This is a genomic window from Bartonella sp. JB63 (genome assembly GCF_002022665.1).
Taxonomy (GTDB): Bacteria; Pseudomonadota; Alphaproteobacteria; order Rhizobiales; family Rhizobiaceae; genus Bartonella.
Genome location: NZ_CP019788.1, coordinates 1473001 through 1493693, shown reverse-complemented (window position 1 = coordinate 1493693; position 20693 = coordinate 1473001). Strand labels below are relative to the sequence as shown.

Below are 20693 nucleotides of genomic sequence, written 5' to 3'. Positions count from 1 at the left end.
TTTTTTCCGAAGTAATCATTGAATCACCTTCCTGAAAAAAACAAATCTCAATTTAGATGCTGGTTAATAAGCACAGTTTAATTATATAGTGAAATTAAACTTTAAGAGCTTTTAAACGTTTAGCCAAACGCGAAACTTTTCGTGCAGCAGTATTTTTATGAAGAACCCCTTTAGAAACCGCACGCATAATTTCAGGTTCAAAATTCTTAAATGCTACTTCAGCAAATGCCTTATCACCACAAGCTAAAGCGTCATCCAACTTACGAATAAAGGTGCGAACGCGCGAACGACGAGCCTTGTTGACCTGGGTGCGTGCTGCGATCTTACGCACAGCCTTTTTGGCTGAAGATGTATTCGCCATAAACATATCTTTCTTAACTGATCAGTACAAATAATCCAAACTACATCAATATTGAAATAAACAACTTCAAGCTATTAAAGCCATTCATTAGCTGCAAGCTTATAACGTAACATCAAAGCTAACGTCAATTAAATTCTCAAAAATAAGTATAAAATTAATGAAGCATTTCCTAAATTCCTTATTTTTAAATATATATTCTCAATATAAATAAATTTAAGTCAATTTTGTTTAAACTGCTAAATTACGTAAAACATATTGCAAAATACCACCATGACGTAAATAATCTAGCTCATCTTCAGTATCAATACGACATAATAATGGTACTGTTTTCTGTGTTCCATCAATGAAATTTATTATAGCTGTTATCTTTTGACGAGGTTTCAAATCATTGATCCCTTCAATTGTTATTGTCTCATTTCCTTTTAATCCTAGCGATTGCCAACTTGTCCCTTTTTCAAAGACAAAGGGAACAATTCCCATACCAACAAGATTAGATCTATGAATACGCTCAAAAGATTGAGCAATTACTGCTTTTATACCAAGAAGATAAGCACCTTTAGCTGCCCAATCTCGAGATGATCCATTACCATATTCAATACCCGCACACACAACGAGGGGAACTCCCTCTTGTTTATATTTCATTGCTGCATCATAAATGGATTCTTCTTTTTCTGACGGATAATGAACTGTATAACCTCCTTCACGGCCATTTTCCCCAAGAATGAAATTACGAATTCGGATATTTGCAAAAGTCCCACGCATCATAACTTCATGGTTTCCACGACGCGTTCCATACTGATTAAAATCAGCAACTTTAACACCATGATCGGTCAAATATTTTCCTGCAGGCGAATCAATTTTAATAGAACCAGCAGGAGAAATATGATCAGTCGTGATTTTATCACCAAATAAACCCAAAATCCTTGCGTTTTTAATATCTGCTAACGGATCAGGAACTTTAAGCATATTATAGAAATAAGGTGGATTCCGCACATAAGTCGACTGATCATCCCAAGAGTAAGTAACACCAGTTGGAGCCTGAACTTTCTGCCAACTTTCATCTCCCTTAAATACATCTGCATATTTCTCTACAAAAATCTTACGAGTAACATTTTGTTCGATAAATTTTTGTATTTCTTCAGAAGTTGGCCAAATATCTCTTAAGTAAACAGGTTGACCATCTAATCCTAAACCAAGAGGCTCCTTTGTTAAATCTTTACGCACCGTCCCTGCTAGGGCATGTGCAACAACCAACGGAGGTGAAGCCAAATAGTTTGCTTGCACATCAGGTGATACACGTCCTTCAAAGTTACGATTACCTGAAAGAACTGCCGCAGTAATTAAACCATTATCGTTAATGACTTTAGAAATGGCTGTCGACAAAGGACCAGAATTCCCAATACATGTTGTACACCCAAATCCTACTAAATTAAATCCTAATACATCTAAATCTTTTTGAAGACCTGAATTAAGAAGATAAGCTTCAACCACCTGCGATCCCGGTGCAAGAGAAGTTTTAACCCACGGTTTACTTCTGAGACCTTTCGCTACAGCATTACGTGCCAAAAGACCAGCAGCAATAAGAACACTCGGATTTGATGTGTTCGTACAAGAAGTAATGGCTGCAATGACTACATCTCCATGACCAATTTCATAATCTTTATTCTCCACTCTATAATGATCATTTTGATTACTGGTTTTCTTATAATCATCGACCAATGCCTTTTCAAAACCTTGCCCGACATTTTCCAATGAAATACGCCCTTCTGGACGTTTGGGACCAGCCATAGAAGGTACAACACTACCCATATCCAATTCAATTGTATCACTAAAGACAGGATCCATACCCCTTTCATCATGCCACATTCCTTGTGCTTTAGAATAAGTTTCCACCAAAGCAATGCGGCTTTCATCACGTCCTGTCATATTGAGATAACGCACTGTCTCTTTATCGATTGGAAAGAAACCACAAGTTGCGCCATATTCTGGTGCCATATTTGCAATCGTAGCGCGATCAGAAAGTGTCATATGTTTCAGTCCAGAACCAAAAAATTCAACAAATTTACCGACAACACCTTTTTTGCGTAACATTTGCGTAATTACAAGCACTAAATCAGTCGCTGTCACACCTTCTTTAAGCTTGCCCGTTAAACGAAAACCAATAACCTCAGGCAACAACATTGAAACTGGCTGTCCTAGCATTGCCGCTTCTGCCTCAATACCACCAACACCCCAACCTAAAACACCTAAACCATTAACCATGGTTGTATGCGAATCAGTTCCTACACATGTATCGGGATAAACCGTCTGATAGCTTCCATCATCTTTCGTCCATACGCATTGTGCTAAATATTCTAGATTTACCTGATGACAAATTCCTGTGCCAGGAGGAACAACACGAAAATTTTTAAACGCTTGCTGTCCCCACTTCAAAAAACGATAGCGCTCACTATTGCGTTCATATTCATATTCAACATTTTTCTTAAATGCCTCTGAATTACCAAAATCATCAACAATAATTGAGTGATCAATAACAAGGTCAACAGGAATAAGAGGATTGATTTTTTCAGCGTTCCCTCCAAGTTTGTCCATAGCATCTCGCATCGCAGAAAGGTCAACAACTGCAGGAACACCTGTAAAGTCTTGCATTAAAACGCGTGCAGGGCGATAAGCAATTTCCACACCCGAATGCCCTTTATCATTTAACCACTTAGCAACATTCAAAATATCTTCTTTCTTGACTATGCGACCATCTTCAAACCGCAACAAATTTTCAAGAAGAACTTTCATCGAAAATGGTAAATGAGAAACCCCTTCAAGTCCATTTTTTTCTGCTTCAACCAAGCTGTAATAAATGTATTCTCTACCATCAACACTTAAAATTCTGCGACAATTAAAACTATCAATTTGAGACATGACTGTTCACCCTTAAGTATTACAAACCACCCCATTTCTCAGAACGAACAATGCAAACTGCAGGTCAAGGTCGCAGCTTGAATGCGGATACAATTATTTCCGCTATTCATTCCCCGCCCTTTTATCGGTAGATTTAGAGAGCGGTCTCAAACCCATCCCAAACCGATTGCTGGCGTAATACGCGCCTTATAGAACTATTTCTAGAACTATTCTAGGTACAATTTCATAAAAAACGTGTTTTTTACTTTATTATGCAATAAAAAATAAAAAAATAAAATAACAGGTTATTATTATGGTGTTATCTGGTAAAAATCTAACGGTACGTAGAAATGAAAAAACTTTATTTCAAGGCCTTTCCTTTTGTTTATCTACACAACAACTTATGACAATCACAGGTCCAAATGGTATTGGAAAATCTACATTATTGCGAATCATTGTCGGTCTTTTCAAAGCTACTGAAGGCGATTTAAAGTTAGAAGACAAAGGGAAAATATATCCTCTGGCAATTGCATGCCACTATCTCAGCACCCAAAATGCCATGAAATCTTCTTTATCAGTTATTGATAATCTAAAATTTTGGGCTGAATTTTACGGACAACATTTCTATAATCCCCATGATGCTCTTGTAGATATTGGTCTTTCTGACCTCGCGCATTTACCTTTTAATATTCTATCAACTGGACAAAAAAAACGCGTAGCTATTGCTCGCCTCCTCCTCTCATATCGCCCTATTTGGGTTCTAGATGAACCAATATCTGGACTTGATCACTATGCGCAAACGATTTTCGCTAAATTGTTTCAGCGTCATCTCAATCAAGGAGGGATGATTATTGCAGCAACTCATATTCCTCTCGGTCTAAAAGAGCACTATGTTATTGCCTTAGAGAATTTTTATCCCCCTAGGAAAAAACAAAATGAAAGCATTATTTTGGCGCGACCTTAAATTAATTTTAGCATCACAAACTTCTTTATTAATAGGGCCTTTGTTTTTCATTGCCATTATTATAATAACTCCTTTTGCCCTCGAGACAGATCCAAATACTCTTATACGAATAGGCCCAGGCATATTATGGCTCAGTGCTCTTCTTGCAGGATTACTTAATCTTGATAAACTTTTTCAAACTGACCGCAATGATGGAAATCTCGATCAATTTATTCTTTTTAGTCAAAGAAAAAGCTTAACATTTATTGTTTTTATCAAATGTCTTGCTCATTGGGCAGGAACTATGCTTCCCCTTATTTTTGTTACTCCTATCGCAGCGTTTATGTTCCATTTAGATACTATAATAACTTTTACAACAATTCTAACCCTTGTATGTGGAACACCTGCTCTCATTTTCATTGGTGCAATTGGAGCAGCTTTAGCAACATCATTATCGCATAACACAATGCTTATTTTTATTATTATTTTGCCATGGACAATTCCAATTATAATTTTTGGTGTTACAGCTGCTACAGCTCCAATAACATCAAAAATTTCTTTCCTTACTGCTTTAGCTTTTTTGTTCGCTTTTTCACTCTTTTTTGGTATTTTCAGTTCTTTTGTAACAGCTATAACACTCAAATACTTATCAGAATAACAAAAGAAATTGCTACAAAGCAAAAATTTGCCTATTATAAATTTATGAATGAATTATCCCGAAAAAAAACGAAGATTTCCCTCGCAAATCCAACCCGCTTTATGGAAATAAGTAGTGCCGTTTTACCTTGGTTAAGTAGTATAACATTACTTCTCCTTGTCTTAGGTCTTATTTTAGTTGTGTATTCCCCCAATGATTATCAACAGGGTATCACTGTTAAAATTATGTATATTCATGTTCCATTTGCCTGGTTATCTAGCTTTTGTTATATTATAATGAGTGTTGCCGCATTAGGAAGTCTGATCTGGAGTTATCGCCTCGCTGACATAGCGTTAAAATGTGGCGCAACTATTGGGACTATTTTTACAGCTTTAGCACTCATAACAGGGGCACTTTGGGGACGTCCTACGTGGGGAACATGGTGGGTATGGGATGCTAGATTGACATCAGTTTTAATTTTGTTTTTTATCTATCTTGCCATTGTCACTCTTGCTTATTCTTTTGATAACCAAATCAAAGGTGCACATGCTACAGCAATTTTAACATTAGTTGGATTAGTCAATATTCCCATTATCAAATTTTCCGTCAATTGGTGGAATACACTTCATCAACCAGCATCGCTTTTACGTGCAGGTGGTATGGCTATTGATCGCACCATGTTATGGCCTCTCATAACCATGACGTTTTGTTTTACCTTCATGTTTATTGTATTGCATTTAATGACTATGCAAAATGAAATTATCCATCGTCATATTAAAACACTTCAAATCAAAGCAGCCCATCATCATCAATATCAGGACTTCTCATCATGTTCGAACTAAATAACACTCAAAATGAGGTTTTTGGAAATTTTGTCGAGAAAATTGATTTTTTCCTTGCAACGCTCCATCATGAGCAAATTGTTGCTTTAAGTTATATACTCTCTGCAAGTGTTTTATTGTGTTTTATTGGATACATCCTGCGTAAAAGTGTGCGCCAGAAAAAAATTTTGAAACAACTTCAAACAAAAGAAACAATTTGGAAAAAACAGTATAATGAAAGTCACCCCTCTCAAACCTAAACAAAGCGTATCTTTTCCTGTCTTATTAAGCTTCTTATGCCCATTTTTTCTTTTTCTCCTTTTGGTCATATTCTTCTTTAACTCTATAAAAAGCAAACATTCCCGTGATACTTCTTTCATTTCAAATGCATTAGTTGGAAAACTTGCTCCTCAAACCCGGCTTCCCTTGTTAAATAGTAAAGACTATTTTAATTTAGAACAGCTTAAAGGACGCGTAACATTAATTAATTTTTGGAGCTCTTGGTGCTTACCCTGTCGTGCAGAACACCCAATTCTTACAGAAATCGCAAGAGATAAGCGTTTTGATCTTATCGGAATCAATTATAAAGATAACCAAGACAATGCTCAACGTTTTTTAAACAATTTTGGTAACCCTTTTAAATTAATTGGTTTTGATGCTTCAGGTCTTACAGCTATTAACTGGGGCATATATGGACTACCAGAAATCTTTATCTTAAACAAAGAGAGTATTATCATCGGGAAACATACAGGCCCTCTAACGTGGCAAATTTATCAGAAAGAAATCCTGCCAAAAATCGAAAAAGCTATAACTACAAACTAAATTCATTTTAAAAGCAATTTAACCATAGTAACTCATGGCACACAAATAGGAAAATCGATGTAAAATTGTTTACTCACTCACAAAAGAACACTTAATTTTAATAATAAAACACACTATTGAAATGAGTGAAAAGATTACATTGCGTCAGTAAAAATATTAATGATTGTCTCAACTTATATTCACTAGTATTAATAAATACTTTAAAATAAAAATTAATTAAAATATCTACTAAAAGTATAACTTTATTCTCACTACACTTTTTTCTTTAAGTTTAGAGTAAATAAAAACTTCCTTCACAACAAAATAATTGATACAGTCTAAATTAAACATTTAAAGTATACAAAGAATTGACTATTTGTAGATATCATATTCTTAGTCTCCGTCTTTCTGATACTGGTTGAAATGCTATTTTAGCATGAAAATCACAATAAGGACTACTTTCGCTAGAATCAGCACCACAGAAATGAAAACTCGATGATAGAGGATCCCCAACAGGCCATCTACATGTATTTTCATTCAATTGTAAAAGATTAAGATTACGTGACATAGGAACAACTACATTTGATTTTTCAGGTATGTCTGCTTCTGTCACATTCTCAATAACAGACTCCATTCTTAAATTTGCTGCTTCAGAATTGCAAGAAGAACCGTTATCTTGTAACATTGATGATGTCGCACGACGCATCCTCGGCGCTGATGAATTAACACCTGTTAATACTTTTTGTACACGTGACACTACTTGCGTTATCTTACCCCGTCCTGGTAATTTTAGCCGATGTACTTTACCAATCACAGCATTTCTGCTGACTCCACCCAACTGAGCTGCAATTTGACTTGCACTTAAACCTTCACTCCAAAGCTTCTTAAGAAGTTCAACGCGCTCACATGTCCATCCCATACTAGAACTCCATTTCAATTATCTCACTAAAAAATTTTAATTGTATCTTCAAATATTTAATCGTATTTGAACAACTTAATAAAAAACCTTTCAACCTAACCAAATGCATAATATTTTACTCAAATCGCGAAATTTATAAACAAAAACATAACTTCGCTTACTATAATATGGACTGACTCTATGACAAGAGCCATTATGGCTCGCTCATATTCTTTTAAAAAGTTTTCCCCAACTTGCAAATAGATCATAGAAAAATTTTTATTTTAACTCTGATTTTTTCACATAAACATACCTTTTCGAAACCTTAATTGATTTTTTATCAATTAGCATGATAGTCTATTACAATAAAACAGATTATCAATGTTTTAATAAACATAGCATAACTTTCGTATGTCGTATTGCAGTATTTAAAATCAAGAATATCATTATGAAGACTAAGCCTCCGCAATCACTTTATAACAACTTTGCTCGACGCAACTTGCATTTTACACAAGGAAAGGGTGTATGGCTTATATCTGATAAAGGAGAAAGTTATCTTGATTTTACATCTGGCATTGCTGTTAATGTTCTAGGACATACACACCCAAAGCTTGTTGATGCCATTAAAATACAAGCGGAAAAACTTTGGCACGTTTCTAATCTTTTTGAATCACCTGAACAAGAATCACTCGCTGCACGTCTTTGTGCTAATAGCTTTGCTGATAAAGTTTTTTTCTGCAATTCTGGCGCTGAAGCATTGGAATGCGCATTCAAAACTGCTCGCCGTTATCATTATACATCGGGTCAACCAACACGATTCGAAATCATCACTTTTGAAGGTGCATTTCACGGTCGTACACTTGCAACGATTGCTGCTAGCGGGAAAAAAAAATACCTTGAGGGTTTTGGTCCAAAAGTTTGTGGCTTTATTCAAGTACCTTTTGATGATGAAAAAGCTTTACGTAATGCCATCAATAAAAACACTGCAGCTATTCTTATCGAACCGATTCAAGGAGAAGGAGGATTGCGAACAGTCTCTTATGAAACTTTAAAAATGCTGCGCAAATTATGCGATGAAAATCAACTGTTATTGATTTTAGATGAAGTTCAAACCGGAATCGGACGCACAGGAAAACTTTTTGCATATGAATGGCATGACATCACACCTGATATTCTCACTCTTGCCAAGGGATTGGGTGGTGGTTTTCCATTAGGAGCTTGTCTTGCAACAGAAAAAGCAGCAAAAAGCATGACACCAGGAACCCACGGTACAACCTTTGGAGGCAATCTTCTTGGCATAACTGTAAGCAATAATGTTCTTGATATTCTCTTAGAACCTGGTTTTCTTGATCATGTTCAACATATGGGTAGTAAGCTAAAAGAAGGACTTTTAAATATTTTTAACACCTATCCTGATATTATTTGTGCAATTCAAGGTATAGGCCTTATGATGGGTATGCAATGTGTTATTCCTCAAAACGAGGTTATCACTGCACTTGATAACGAACGTATTTTAAGTGTTGGGGCTCGCCATAATATCGTTCGCTTATTGCCTCCCCTTATAATCACTGAAGAAGAAATATATGAAGGTTTGCATCGTATTGAAAAAGCAATTGCTCATCTTTCGCAAACAAACAAAAAAAGACAAGTATAATATTTATGACAAATGCCCTTCGCCACTTCACCGACATATCTATTTTGACTCCACAAAAAGCACGCGCTCTTATCGATTACGCAAAAATTCTCAAAACCGCTTTTAAAGTAGGGAAAAGTTCAAAACCTTTTGCTGGTAAAACACTAGCAATGATTTTTGAAAAACCCTCTACACGAACCCGAGTTTCATTTGATCTTGGTATGCGTCAACTTGGTGGAGAAACAATCATGTTAACGGGATCTGAAATGCAGCTTGGTAATAGTGAAACAATCGCTGATACAGCCCGCGTATTATCACGTTTTGTAGAAATCATAATACTACGCACTACAGTACATCATCGGATGCTTGAATTGGCACAATATGCTCAAATTCCTGTTATTAACGCTCTTACAGACGATACACATCCTTGCCAAATTTTAGCGGACATCCTCACTTATGAAGAACACCGTGGACCTATCGCTGGAAAAACCTTTGCTTGGATAGGAGATGGCAATAATGTTCTTCATTCCTTAATCGAAGCAACAGCTCTTTTTAATTTTCATCTGCACATTGCTACTCCACAAGGAAGTGAACCCCAAGAAAAATATGTAAACTGGGCACGTGAACGAGGAGCACATATTATGCTTACCCAAAATCCTCAAAAAGCCGCTGAAAACGTCGATTGTATTATCACCGACACATGGATTTCCATGGGACAAGAATTTCGTGCCCGTAGTTGTTCTATTTTTCAACCTTATCAAGTCAATGAAGCTTTAATGGCACACGCTAAACCTGATGCTCTTTTCATGCATTGCCTGCCTGCTCATCGTGGTGAAGAAGTTGTAGATGCCGTAATCGATGGGCCAAATTCTGTCGTTTTTGATGAAGCTGAAAATCGCCTGCATGCCCAAAAAGCAATTCTTTCTTGGTGTTTACACGATGGGTTCTTCTTAACCCGATAATTTATGAAATAAACTATCAAAAAGCAAAAAATATGCACAAAGAATCTAAAGATCAAATCTATTTAAATAATTTTTATCAAAATAGAGATAATACCGTTGTTCCCTTTCAAGTCGAAGAGCTTGATATTCGTGGGCGCGTTGTACAACTTGGAGAAAGCTTAAATTCCATTCTCACAAGGCATCAATATCCTGATCCTGTTTCTCATCTCCTAGCAGAAGCTTTAGTCATAACTGTTTTACTTGGAACATCATTGAAATTTGAAGGCAAAATTATTTTACAAACTCATTCTGATGGACCAGTTAATATGTTGGTATGTGACTTTGTTCCTCCCTCCAATTTGCGTGGTTACGCCCGTTTTAATAAAGAAAAATTACAAGCTATAACCAATGGTCAAACATCTTCAGAAATTCTTCTTGGAAAAGGAACTTTGGCTTTCACTATTGATCAAGGACCCTATATACAGAGCTATAAAGGAATAGTTGCCTTAGATGGATCAAACTTTCAAGAAGCTTCTCGTACCTATTTTAATCAATCAGAACAAATTCCTACTGATCTCCGTTTGGCAGTTTCCATGTTAATTAACCGTGATCGAAAGGGAAAAATACAAAAAAGCTGGCGGGCAGGAGGGTTTTTGATTCAGCTCTTACCTCAGGCCTCTCCTAATCTTGATGCCCCATATCAAAAAAATACAAAATCAGAGAAAATAAAAACCCGTATCCAACTTGAAAACCAATGGCAAGAAGCTAAAGCCCTCACTGCAACTATTGACAGTGCAGAACTTACAGATCCTCAAGTTAGCACTGAACGATTACTTTTTCGCCTTTTCCATGAACAAGGTGTAAAAGTTTTTCAAACTTTTTCTATTATAGATCACTGTTCTTGCTCACGAGAAAAAATTAAAGACATATTAAAAAGTTTTTCTGTTGAAAAACGTACTCAAACAATAGAAAACCAACAAACGTCTGTCACATGTGAATTCTGCTCAACGATTTACCATTTCAAACCAGAAGAACTTTTTGAAATAAAAGCATAAATAATTATTCCTGTAACAGAAAAGCTTTTCTTTCCATAAAAAACCTTATCCTAAAAATTACCTATAATTTATTACAAAATTTGAGAACTCTTGTTCATGCAACTTTTTCACAAATCATGAATAACGTAACATAAAATGAACTGATAAATTTTAATCATAGATTTGAAATCGATTAAATAGCTTTCTAAATCGGTTGTTTATTTTTCTTAAGGCTATTTCTAACCTTGAAAATTTTAAAATATCAATTTATAAAAACCCGCAAAGCAAAAGAGTTGAAAGATTTTTTAAAGTCACTCAAAAAATTGGACATTATTTAGAACTGTAAAGTTTTCAGAAGATGAAATTAAGAAGTATTAAACAAAAAAAACAATACGTACAAGCAGTAAAAGTAATAAAAAATATAAATATTCTTTAAATTTTCAAAAAATATTTGGAAAGATACCTTTAAAAGCTCTTTTTTATTTCATAATGATCCCTATAGTCTACCATTTGTGAGTAATCACTTTATGAGAAAAACTTTATATTAACAAATCAGTAAATAAGGAAAAAGAAAATTATTAGACAGATATAATGAGAAAACAGTTTTGAATATTCAGAATGAAATTGCTCGAAAATGATAATTGTGGTTTCTAATTAAAAATTTAATATAGGGAATTATTTGTTAGAAGAATTTAATACGCTTGGGAATAGCGTCACATTATTTAAAGAGGTTATCATGAACGAAAATGAACTAGAAGAGATAAATCTAGTTGATAATTATAATTATAACTATCCAAATACTTGCACATTGAAAAATATATTGAATATAAAAGATCCTGTAGAACTTGAGAGGAGATGTGAATATCATTCAGCATACGCAGCTTATTGTCTGAGCAAAGAGCCTTTACCAAAAAAATTTGATTCCAATTATCTGAAATATATTCACAAGTCTTTGTTTAAAAAAGTGTTTGAATGGGCTGGACATACTCGTGATGTTCCATTTAGGTTTTCGGATGGAACAATTGCTGCCCAACCAAAACTGAAAAAAGTAATTTCGAATACTTTTTTTGCAATCGGTAACGAAATTCAAAAAAATTTAAAAGAAATCGAAAAGACACTTGTCAGGAAGAATAATTTACAAAACTTATCGCGTGAAGAATTTATCAATGAAATAACACCAATATTTGCCTCTCTCAGTTACATACGTCCTTTCAAAAAAGGTAACAACTTAACGCAACAGATATTTTGTGAAAGACTCGCCCAAATTGCAGGCTACAAGCTTTATTTTAGAAAAGTGACAGAAGACCATATGCTAAACGTTTGTGTTAGTGCAATGCGAGATAAGGATTTAAATCCTATGCGGTCTATGTTCGAAGAGATCTGCAGTTGCAAAAAAATACAAAAGAGTAAGAGCGTTTGTGTATAATCAAAATCACAACACAATTCATATATGCATTAACTGACCTATATTCCTTTTCCTTTATGGAAAACGGCGTAACTTAATATAAAGAGCACCACCCCCCCATGTTTATGAACTGCTTGCTCAAAAGTGTGAACATAATATTGAAAAATAGGTGTTGATAGCCAATAAGGAACAAATCGACACAAAATGCCATCGCTACCGTGCGAACGACCTTTTCCTGTTATCACCAGAACACAACGCAATCCGCGCTGGTGAGAGGATTTTAAGAATTCTTTTAAACAACGATACGCTTCATCTTGTATCAAACCATGAAGATCGATACGTGCTTCTATACGACAGAGACCTTTTGCAATTTTACGATGCACTGTACGATCAAAACACTGCATTTTCTTTGCTTTCATTATTCCTCTCTCTTGTTCTTTAAATACCGTTGACTTTTGCTTCTTTTGACCTTCTTGATAAGATGGAAGAATTTGTATAGCTTTTAGCTTTTTATTATCAACATTTTCCTGCATAAGAGAAAAGCGATCATGAAACGGCACTGTCGTACGACAGACCTGCTCCCATAAAAAATAGTCTTGTAGAACCAGTGGTTTTGCTTTTCCTTTATCCTTAACCATTATATCTTTTAATCTCATGTAATCTTATGAAAAATTCTCCATAAGACAAAAACAATTTTAATTTTCATCTTCGGTTGCAAAAAGCTTCCAATTCGGGCTTTGGGACATAGTATCGCGAACAAAAGTCCAGATATCTCTAATTTCTATAATAGCTTCAGGATCACCATCTATACATTTCTCTTGTTCATTATAAGTTGCGGAAATCATTTCACTAACAATACGTACTGTTAAAAACGCTTCTTTTTTCTGCATTTCTGCTACAATAAATTCAATCCTATTAATCCCTATAAAAGTAAATTGAACTCTTTCATTATTTTTTTCACGTTGCTCAATAGCTGCACAAAAACTCTCAAAAACATCAGATGAAAGGTGTTCTTTAAGCCGCAGACGATCACCTTGAGCAAAAGCTGTCATAATTATTTCGTAGACAATTTTAACACCATTCGTAAAAAATTGAGGAGAAAAAGAAGGATCAGACTGAAGAATAGCACGCAAACCACTATTCAGTTTGCTCCCTTCTGATGCAATAGCATCAATTTCGCTAAAATCACTCTTTTGTGAAGAAGACTGATCAGGTATGATATTATCGATTGTTTCCACTTTAATCTGCTTTTTAGGATAACCGGAATAAGAATCAAAGGGAGGTTTTTCAAAACCAATCCGTTTTCCCAACACATTCCGTAGTTGCACAAAAACGACAACTACGACAATAAGAGCTATTATCAGTACAATGTCAAGTTCCATGAGTGCTGTCAATCTCCAAGCCTTAAATGATTATCATTGCAGTCAATATCATTTATCAATAAACATGTAAAATAAGTAAATTTATTATTTAAATAATGTTTATGACTCCCCAATTTAAATTGAGATAAAGAGTAAATAATTTTCTCAACAAAAACTTAAGAAGGATATCTTCATTTGACAAAATTTTATCATATAAAATCTCGATTTTTTTTAACTATAGTTCTCAGCGCTCTCCTTTTTGAAATCGCTGGTTTTATTATTGTTGGAAAAGAGATTGGAGTTTTAGGAACTTTGAGCTTAATTCTTTTAACAATGATAAGTGGAATTGTTTTGTTGCGTATTAAAGGTATAAGTCTTATAAAAAATATACAAAATAAACTCATTCAAAGACATATACTAGAATATTACATAGCTAATGATGTGCTTACCGTTTTTGGTGCAGTTTTGCTTATTCTTCCTGGTTTTATAAGCGATATTTGTGGAATATTATTCCTTATAAAACCAATTCATACTTTTATCTGGAATCTTTTTTTATTCTTTATCAATAAAACAAATTCTAATACAAAAAATAAATCTGAAAAAATAATTGAACTTAACGCAGAAGATTATCAGAGCTATAATACCGAAAAATCTCCCTGGTATAAAAATAATGATAATCACTAAGATACAAAAAATAATTAAAGATAAGGAGAGCATTTCTTGCAACCCTTTGCAAGTCATGGTAATTTATTTTAAACTTACGATAGAAATATGTGTATTATTAATGAAAGGTTTTTAGTATGACCGAAGGTGAAATGCATAATAATAGTGGAGAACCGGTTTTTGCTGTTTTGACCCAATATTTAAAAGATTTTTCATTTGAAAATCCGAATGCACCTCGTTCATTGCGTCCACGAGAAAAAGCACCACAAATTGATGTTAACATTAATGTCAACGCTAATCCAATTGGTGATGACAATTATGATGTCATATTATCCCTTTCAGTCAAAACTAAAGATGATACTGAGATGCTATTTCACGTAGAGCTGATTTATGGTGGTATTTTCCATATTAAAAATATTCCACAGGAGCATATAATGCCGCTTGTTTTTATTGAATGTCCGCGTCTTTTGTTTCCTTTTGCTCGGCAAATTATATCTGATGCTACACAAAACGGTGGTTTTCCACCTTTGTGGATTGATCCAATTGATTTTGCAACTATGTTCCAAAAACGTGTTGCTGAAGAACAAAAAAATAATCAAACACAACCATCTTAAAAATTAGCTTGTAAAATTACATAAAATTTATTTTTATTTCTTTCACTATAAAAAAACCTTTGAAATCTCAAAGGTCTTTATTTTTTTTAGTAATTTTTTCTGCATGATAAGCAGCCAAAGTTGCGATATTAACAATATCTGTATCGCGCCCACTAAACGGTACAATTTGCACTGATCTCTTCAATCCAATCAGAACAGGACCAATAATGGTTGCTTCACCAAGTTCTTGTAACATTTTGCTAGAAATTGAAGATGAATGATATCCAGGCATCACTAAAACATTAGCCGGTTCAGTCAATCCCATAAAGGGATATTGTTGCATCAATTTCAAATTAAGAGCCACATCAGCACTTATTTCTCCATCAAATTCAAAATCAACTTTACGTTCATGTAAAATATCAATAGCTCTTTGAATACGTTGTGTAACTTGACCTTTTATATGACCAAAAGTAGAAAATGCTAAAAATGCTACCCGCGGTTGATACCCAAATCCACGAACAAAAAAAGCTGTCTGTTCAGCTATATCAGCAAGTTCTTCAGGATTAGGATGCTCATAAACTGCTGTATCCGCAATAAACACAGTACGTCCACGACAAATAGCTATTGAAATACCAATTAACCGTTCTTGTGGTTTTTCATCAATCACTCGGCATATATCTACCAAAGCCGTTTCATAATTCCGTGTTACTCCTGTAATCATTGCATCAGCATCACCCAAAGCTAACATACAAGAAGAAAAATAATTGCGATCATTATTAATAAGACGGTGACAATCACGCAATAGCCAGCCTTGGCGCTGCATCTTTTTATAAAAATATTGAGCATAAGCATCAGTGCGACAAGACAGCTTTGCATTTATAATGGAAATTCCTTCACGCTCAAGGTCAATTCCTGCAATAGCAGCAGTATCTTTAATCTGTTCTTCACGACCAACTAAAATTGCTTTCCCTAATTTTTGATGAACGTAAGATACAGCCGCTCGTATGACCGGCTCTTCTTCCCCTTCTGCAAAAACAATTTTCTTTGGTGCCTGACAAACATAATCATAAACACCACGCATCGTGGATGCAATGGGATCACGTCGAGCATTCAAATCACGTTCATACGCTTTTAAATCGTGAATATATTTTCTAGCAACACCGCTTTCCATTCCTGCTTTTGCCACCGCAATTGAAACAACTGTTAGTAAACGTGGATCAAATGGAACTGGAATAATATAATTGGGACCAAATTTCAGGCGGTTTCCACGATAAGCTTCTACAACACCATCAGGGACTTCCTCATGAGCCAATTTTGCAATAGCTTTTGCTGCAGCAATTTTCATGCTTTCATTGATAACCGTTGCACGAATATCAAGAGCACCGCGAAATATATAAGGAAAACAAAGAACATTATTAATTTGATTGGGATAATCTGATCGACCTGTTGCTATAATAACATCATCACGTATTTCTGCTACTTCTTCAGGTGTAATTTCCGGATCAGGATTAGCCATAGCAAAAATAATTGGTTTTGGTGCCATTGATTTTACCATCTCAGCGGTTAGTGCACCTTTTGCCGAAACCCCAAAAAACATATCAGCGCCTTCCATCGCCTCAGAAAGCGTGCGTTTATCTGTTTTAATAGCATGAGCGGCTTTCCACTGATTCATCCCTTCTTTGCGGCCTTCATAGACAACACCTTTTGTATCACACAACAAAATATTCTCAGATCGAAAACCCATTGCTTTAATGAGTTCAATACAAGCAATTCCTGCAGAACCTGCGCCATTACAGACTAATCGTGTATCTTGCATATTACGTCCCGTTAAATGCAAAGCGTTTATCACACCAGCAGCTACAATAATTGCTGTACCATGTTGATCATCATGAAAAACAGGAATATTCATAAGTTCGCGTAAACGACTTTCAATAATAAAACAATCAGGGGCTTTAATATCTTCAAGGTTAATGCCACCAAAAGATGGTTCCAAATACCGTACTAGATTAATAAAGCTTTCCGTATCGTTCGTATTAACTTCTAAATCAATTGAATCCACATCTGAAAATCGTTTAAAAAGAACTGCTTTTCCTTCCATCACTGGTTTAGATGCCAAGGCACCCAAATTACCCAAACCTAAAATAGCTGTCCCATTTGATATAACAGCGACAAGATTTCCTTTTGCCGTATAATCGTAAGCCATTAATGGATTTTCAGCAATTGCTTTAACTGGAACAGAAACACCCGGCGAATAAGCAAGTGCTAGATCATACTGCGTTGCCATAGGTTTTGTTGCAACAATTTCAAGCTTACCAGGACGATCACCGCTGTGAAAATCAAGGGCTTCTTGCTCACATACACTATACAATTTTTTATACGTTGTTTGATCTTTTCCATTTTTTTTCATTTTACTTACTTTCTTAAAAAAACAGCACAAATTTTTATTAACAACGAATATAATGATTAAATTTTAGAATTTGATTCGTATGCTAAAAATCGCTATGCTTACTCTATAAAGGCATCTTATCATGCGTTTCATTTAGGGGTAATGAAATATATCTCGAAGTAAATAAAAAAGGGCAAAAAAGTCTACATTTAAAGGGAAAAATCGTACTAAAATGGAAAAAGAGACTGAACATAAAGATTCATTCCAACATCCTACGATTCCACCCAATACTCATCAAGAACGTCTTACACCTATGATGGAGCAGTATATAGAAATCAAAGCTGTTAATAGTGATTGTCTTCTTTTTTATCGTATGGGTGATTTCTATGAATTATTTTTTAACGATGCGATTGAGGCTGCTCAATCCTTAGGGATTACACTTACAACACGCGGCAAACATTTAGGTAAAGATATCCCGATGTGTGGTGTTCCTGTTCACTCTGCAGATGATTATTTACAAAAACTTATTGCATGCGGTTATCGCGTTGCCGTATGTGAACAAATAGAAAATCCTGCAGAAGCAAAAAAGCGTGGTTCAAAATCAGTTGTTCAGCGCGATGTGGTCCGCCTTATAACACCCGGAACTATAACAGAAGAAAAACTTCTTGATCCAACGCGAGCAAATTATCTCATGACACTTGCTCGCACCACAACCACCAATAGAGAAGAATACGCTCTCTCGTGGATTGATATTTCTACTGGTATATTTCGAGTTACAGAAAGTCGTCACGAAAATCTCTTAACAGATATTATGCGTGTAGATCCACAAGAAGTGATTGTGGCAGATTCACTTTTCCATGATAAATCTCAAAAAGCTCTTTTCAATGTTCTCGGCCATATTATCTCACCTCAACCAGAAAATCTTTTTGATACCACCACTGCTGAAAGAGATATTTGTCATTATTTCAAACTTTCAACCCTTGAGGGAATTGCTGATTATTCTCGTTCGGAACTCTCAGCAATCGCCTCTGCCATTCGCTATATCGAAAAAACACAAATCACACACCGCCCCCCTCTCATGCGACCTGAGCGTCAAAATGAAAGCACGACTCTTTTCATTGATGCAGCTACAAGATTTAGTCTTGAACTCATTCGAACCACATCCGGTCAACGCGATGGGAGTCTACTAAAAGCGATTGATCGTACTGTCACAGGAGGTGGTTCACGCCTTCTCGTTGATCGCTTAATTTCTCCTCTAACCAGTCCAATAGCTATTGATAAACGTCTTGATTCAATAGATTTTTTTCTGCGTAATCCTTCTCTTGCAGAAGCTATCAAACTTACTCTGAAAGGAGGACCAGATATGCCACGCGCAGTATCGCGTTTAGCGCTTGGTCGAGGAGGACCACGTGATATGGGTACAATTCAGCGCGGCTTTGAAAGCATTAATGAAATTAATCAAATTCTTAATAATGAATTGCTCCCCCAGGAAATTAATGACGTACGAGAGGTATTTTCACACTTACCTACCACTCTGCATTTTCATCTAGAACAAGCACTGACTGACGATCTCCCTCTTTTCAAGCGGGATGGTGGTTTTATTCGTCCTCATTATCACCAAGAATTAGATGAAATGCGTAGTTTGCGAGATGAATCACGTTGTATTATTGCCGGACTCCAAGCACAATACGCTCAAGAAACAGATATTAAAACGCTCAAAATCAAACATAACAACATTTTAGGTTACTTTATTGAAGTCACGAACTTACAAGCATCGGCTCTTACAAACACTCCACAAGCAAAAGCCCGTTTTATCCACCGACAGACAATGGCAAATGCCATGCGCTTCACCACAACTGAGCTGGCCGAACTCGAAAGTCGTATTGTCCATGCAGCAAATCATGTCTTGACGCTTGAATTGGAAATTTTTGATACACTTGTCAATGAAATTACCGAACAAATTGATTTCATTCGTCAAGCTGCTGAAGCCCTTGCTATTTTAGATGTATCTGTTGCTTTGGCTCGCTTAGCTGAAGAACAAGGATATTGCCGTCCCAAAATTGATAATTCATTAGCCTTTCATATTACTGCTGGTCGTCATCCTGTTGTAGAACAAGCATTACGAAAACAAGCTGCAGAGCCATTTGTTGCTAATGACTGCGACCTTTCGGCACAAAACCAACATTCAAATGCAGACATTTGGTTGTTAACAGGCCCCAATATGGGAGGAAAATCAACTTTTTTACGACAAAACGCTCTCATTGCTATTATGGCGCAAATGGGCTCATTTGTCCCAGCCACTTCAGCTCATATCGGCATTGTTGATCGTTTATTTAGTCGTGTTGGTGCTTCTGATGATCTCGCTCGAGGACGCTCAACATTTATGACGGAAATGGTTGAAACAGCAACTATTCTCAATCATGCCAGTAGCCACTCCCTTGTCATCCTTGATGAAATAGGACGAGGAACGTCAACTTTTGATGGTCTTTCAATTGCTTGGGCGACCGTTGAACATCTCCATGAGATAAATCGCTGTCGTGCAATTCTTGCTACACATTTTCATGAAATGACAGCGTTAACCCGAAAACTTAATCGCCTTCATAATATGACAATAAAAGTTAAAAATTGGAATAGTGATGTAATTTTTCTCCATGAAGTCACTAAAGGCACTGCTGATCGCTCCTATGGTGTGCAAGTAGCAAAGCTGGCTGGATTACCTGCAACAGTTATTTCTCGTGCAACAGATGTTCTGCGCCAATTAGAACAAGGTGAAATGTCCGAAAAAGGACATAAATTAATTGATAATTTACCGCTATTTTCTCTTAAAGAAATGCCTTTCACAAATGAAAAAAAGGACAAATATTGCCCGATTAAAGATGCTTTAAAAAATATTAATCCTGATGAACTATCCCCTAAAGCTGCTTTAGAAGAACTCTACCGCCTCAAACAACTTGATAAGCAATAGACTAATGATATAAAATTAAAGAAAAATCTTACAATAATAAATTGTCATATTCCTGAAAGGCTTTTTTATATAGCTAAAAAATTATATTATAAAAGCTATAATTTGCACAAATGATTCAAAAAATGACTTAAAGTTATCTTTCACGCTTATAAAATTAAGCATTAAAAATATTATAAAACATATATTTAATGACAATCCAGCACCTTTTGATTATTTTTCATAATAGCGCTAGAATTTTAGTTATTGGAACCATAAATTTTCAAACCACTTTAGTGAAGCTCATTCGATAATTTTAGTTCACAACCAATAAAGCATTTCTATAACAAATACTCACACTCTTTCATTACCGATTCCAA

General features: G+C 35.4%; 17 protein-coding genes and 1 pseudogene. 12 read left to right on the top strand and 6 right to left on the bottom strand.

From position 1 onward, the window contains the following. Window positions 1-94: 94 nt before the first annotated feature. Both rpsT and acnA read right to left on the bottom strand, forming a co-directional pair. Window positions 95-361, bottom strand: coding sequence for a 30S ribosomal protein S20 (rpsT, locus tag BJB63x_RS06480; protein ID WP_078719487.1), 267 nt, complete (start codon window positions 359-361; stop codon window positions 95-97). Window positions 362-589: 228 nt separating this feature from the next. Beyond that, complete coding sequence (acnA, locus tag BJB63x_RS06475) at window positions 590-3277, bottom strand: aconitate hydratase AcnA (protein WP_078719486.1); 2688 nt, start codon at window positions 3275-3277, stop codon at window positions 590-592. A 292-nt stretch (window positions 3278-3569) separates the two neighbouring features. Between acnA and ccmA the strand changes: the two genes are divergently transcribed. Genes ccmA through BJB63x_RS06450 form a run of 5 tightly spaced genes read left to right on the top strand, consistent with a single transcriptional unit; the run spans window position 3570 to window position 6479 of the window. Then, a complete protein-coding gene (gene ccmA, locus BJB63x_RS06470; RefSeq protein ID WP_078719485.1) occupies window positions 3570-4220 on the top strand; it encodes a heme ABC exporter ATP-binding protein CcmA in 651 nt (216 codons plus the stop codon). Beyond that, the gene (gene ccmB, locus BJB63x_RS06465; RefSeq protein WP_078719484.1) at window positions 4192-4857 is read left to right on the top strand and encodes a heme exporter protein CcmB; all 666 of its coding nucleotides are present in this window, start codon (window positions 4192-4194) and stop codon (window positions 4855-4857) included. Before ccmA ends, ccmB begins: the two co-directional genes overlap by 29 nt. Window positions 4858-4901: 44 nt before the next feature. Next, window positions 4902-5678 carry a heme ABC transporter permease gene (locus BJB63x_RS06460; protein WP_078719483.1) on the top strand — a complete coding sequence of 259 codons (777 nt, stop codon included), beginning with the start codon at window positions 4902-4904 and terminating at the stop codon, window positions 5676-5678. Beyond that, window positions 5666-5917: a heme exporter protein CcmD gene (locus BJB63x_RS06455; RefSeq protein ID WP_078719482.1), complete on the top strand. Its 252-nt coding sequence runs from the start codon at window positions 5666-5668 to the stop codon at window positions 5915-5917. Before BJB63x_RS06460 ends, BJB63x_RS06455 begins: the two co-directional genes overlap by 13 nt. Then, window positions 5892-6479 (top strand): DsbE family thiol:disulfide interchange protein, encoded by a 588-nt coding sequence (locus tag BJB63x_RS06450; RefSeq protein ID WP_078719481.1) that lies wholly within the window; start codon window positions 5892-5894, stop codon window positions 6477-6479. Before BJB63x_RS06455 ends, BJB63x_RS06450 begins: the two co-directional genes overlap by 26 nt. Window positions 6480-6843: 364 nt before the next feature. Here BJB63x_RS06450 and BJB63x_RS06445 read toward each other — a convergent pair whose 3' ends face one another. After that, window positions 6844-7377 (bottom strand): GcrA family cell cycle regulator, encoded by a 534-nt coding sequence (locus BJB63x_RS06445; protein WP_078719480.1) that lies wholly within the window; start codon window positions 7375-7377, stop codon window positions 6844-6846. Window positions 7378-7804: 427 nt separating this feature from the next. Here BJB63x_RS06445 and BJB63x_RS06440 point away from each other — a divergent pair, with 427 nt between their 5' ends. The 4 genes from BJB63x_RS06440 to BJB63x_RS06425 all read left to right on the top strand — a co-directional run bounded on the left by BJB63x_RS06440 (window position 7805) and on the right by BJB63x_RS06425 (window position 12390). After that, entirely contained in the window at window positions 7805-9010 is a 1206-nt protein-coding gene (locus BJB63x_RS06440) for an aspartate aminotransferase family protein (RefSeq protein WP_078719681.1), read from the top strand. Between the two features lie 5 nt (window positions 9011-9015). After that, entirely contained in the window at window positions 9016-9951 is a 936-nt protein-coding gene (gene argF, locus BJB63x_RS06435) for an ornithine carbamoyltransferase (RefSeq protein WP_078719478.1), read from the top strand. 32 nt (window positions 9952-9983) lie between these two features. Beyond that, window positions 9984-10985, top strand: a complete 1002-nt coding sequence (locus BJB63x_RS06430) for an Hsp33 family molecular chaperone (protein WP_078719477.1) — start codon at window positions 9984-9986, stop codon at window positions 10983-10985. Between the two features lie 715 nt (window positions 10986-11700). Beyond that, entirely contained in the window at window positions 11701-12390 is a 690-nt protein-coding gene (locus tag BJB63x_RS06425) for a Fic/DOC family protein (protein WP_078719680.1), read from the top strand. A gap of 54 nt (window positions 12391-12444) precedes the next feature. Here BJB63x_RS06425 and BJB63x_RS06420 read toward each other — a convergent pair. Continuing rightward, window positions 12445-13007, bottom strand: a pseudogene (locus BJB63x_RS06420) (Smr/MutS family protein). 57 nt (window positions 13008-13064) lie between these two features. Further along, a complete protein-coding gene (locus tag BJB63x_RS06415; protein WP_078719475.1) occupies window positions 13065-13751 on the bottom strand; it encodes a Tim44/TimA family putative adaptor protein in 687 nt (228 codons plus the stop codon). Window positions 13752-13925: 174 nt separating this feature from the next. Between BJB63x_RS06415 and BJB63x_RS06410 the strand changes: the two genes are divergently transcribed. Then, on the top strand, window positions 13926-14414 hold the full coding sequence (locus BJB63x_RS06410; RefSeq protein ID WP_078719474.1) for an FxsA family protein: 489 nt from the start codon (window positions 13926-13928) through the stop codon (window positions 14412-14414). Between the two features lie 116 nt (window positions 14415-14530). Then, complete coding sequence (secB, locus tag BJB63x_RS06405; protein WP_078719473.1) at window positions 14531-15007, top strand: protein-export chaperone SecB; 477 nt, start codon at window positions 14531-14533, stop codon at window positions 15005-15007. A gap of 67 nt (window positions 15008-15074) precedes the next feature. Here secB and BJB63x_RS06400 read toward each other — a convergent pair whose 3' ends face one another. Beyond that, complete coding sequence (locus tag BJB63x_RS06400; RefSeq protein ID WP_078719472.1) at window positions 15075-17393, bottom strand: NADP-dependent malic enzyme; 2319 nt, start codon at window positions 17391-17393, stop codon at window positions 15075-15077. Between the two features lie 211 nt (window positions 17394-17604). Between BJB63x_RS06400 and mutS the strand changes: the two genes are divergently transcribed. Continuing rightward, on the top strand, window positions 17605-20337 hold the full coding sequence (gene mutS, locus BJB63x_RS06395) for a DNA mismatch repair protein MutS (protein WP_078719471.1): 2733 nt from the start codon (window positions 17605-17607) through the stop codon (window positions 20335-20337). Window positions 20338-20693: the final 356 nt, after the last annotated feature.

Bases quoted from the DNA above. Each gene is read 5' to 3' on its own strand.
- BJB63x_RS06440 (WP_078719681.1), top strand. From the start codon at position 7,805: ATGAAGACTAAGCCTCCGCAATCACTTTATAACAACTTTGCTCGACGC.
- BJB63x_RS06445 (WP_078719480.1), bottom strand. From the start codon at position 7,377: ATGGGATGGACATGTGAGCGCGTTGAACTTCTTAAGAAGCTTTGGAGT.
- secB (WP_078719473.1), top strand. From the start codon at position 14,531: ATGACCGAAGGTGAAATGCATAATAATAGTGGAGAACCGGTTTTTGCT.
- ccmA (WP_078719485.1), top strand. From the start codon at position 3,570: ATGGTGTTATCTGGTAAAAATCTAACGGTACGTAGAAATGAAAAAACT.
- BJB63x_RS06450 (WP_078719481.1), top strand. From the start codon at position 5,892: ATGAAAGTCACCCCTCTCAAACCTAAACAAAGCGTATCTTTTCCTGTC.
- rpsT (WP_078719487.1), bottom strand. From the start codon at position 361: ATGGCGAATACATCTTCAGCCAAAAAGGCTGTGCGTAAGATCGCAGCA.
- BJB63x_RS06400 (WP_078719472.1), bottom strand. From the start codon at position 17,393: ATGAAAAAAAATGGAAAAGATCAAACAACGTATAAAAAATTGTATAGT.
- acnA (WP_078719486.1), bottom strand. From the start codon at position 3,277: ATGTCTCAAATTGATAGTTTTAATTGTCGCAGAATTTTAAGTGTTGAT.
- BJB63x_RS06430 (WP_078719477.1), top strand. From the start codon at position 9,984: ATGCACAAAGAATCTAAAGATCAAATCTATTTAAATAATTTTTATCAA.
- BJB63x_RS06415 (WP_078719475.1), bottom strand. From the start codon at position 13,751: ATGGAACTTGACATTGTACTGATAATAGCTCTTATTGTCGTAGTTGTC.
- BJB63x_RS06460 (WP_078719483.1), top strand. From the start codon at position 4,902: ATGAATGAATTATCCCGAAAAAAAACGAAGATTTCCCTCGCAAATCCA.
- mutS (WP_078719471.1), top strand. From the start codon at position 17,605: ATGGAAAAAGAGACTGAACATAAAGATTCATTCCAACATCCTACGATT.
- argF (WP_078719478.1), top strand. From the start codon at position 9,016: ATGACAAATGCCCTTCGCCACTTCACCGACATATCTATTTTGACTCCA.
- BJB63x_RS06455 (WP_078719482.1), top strand. From the start codon at position 5,666: ATGTTCGAACTAAATAACACTCAAAATGAGGTTTTTGGAAATTTTGTC.
- ccmB (WP_078719484.1), top strand. From the start codon at position 4,192: ATGAAAGCATTATTTTGGCGCGACCTTAAATTAATTTTAGCATCACAA.
- BJB63x_RS06425 (WP_078719680.1), top strand. From the start codon at position 11,701: ATGAACGAAAATGAACTAGAAGAGATAAATCTAGTTGATAATTATAAT.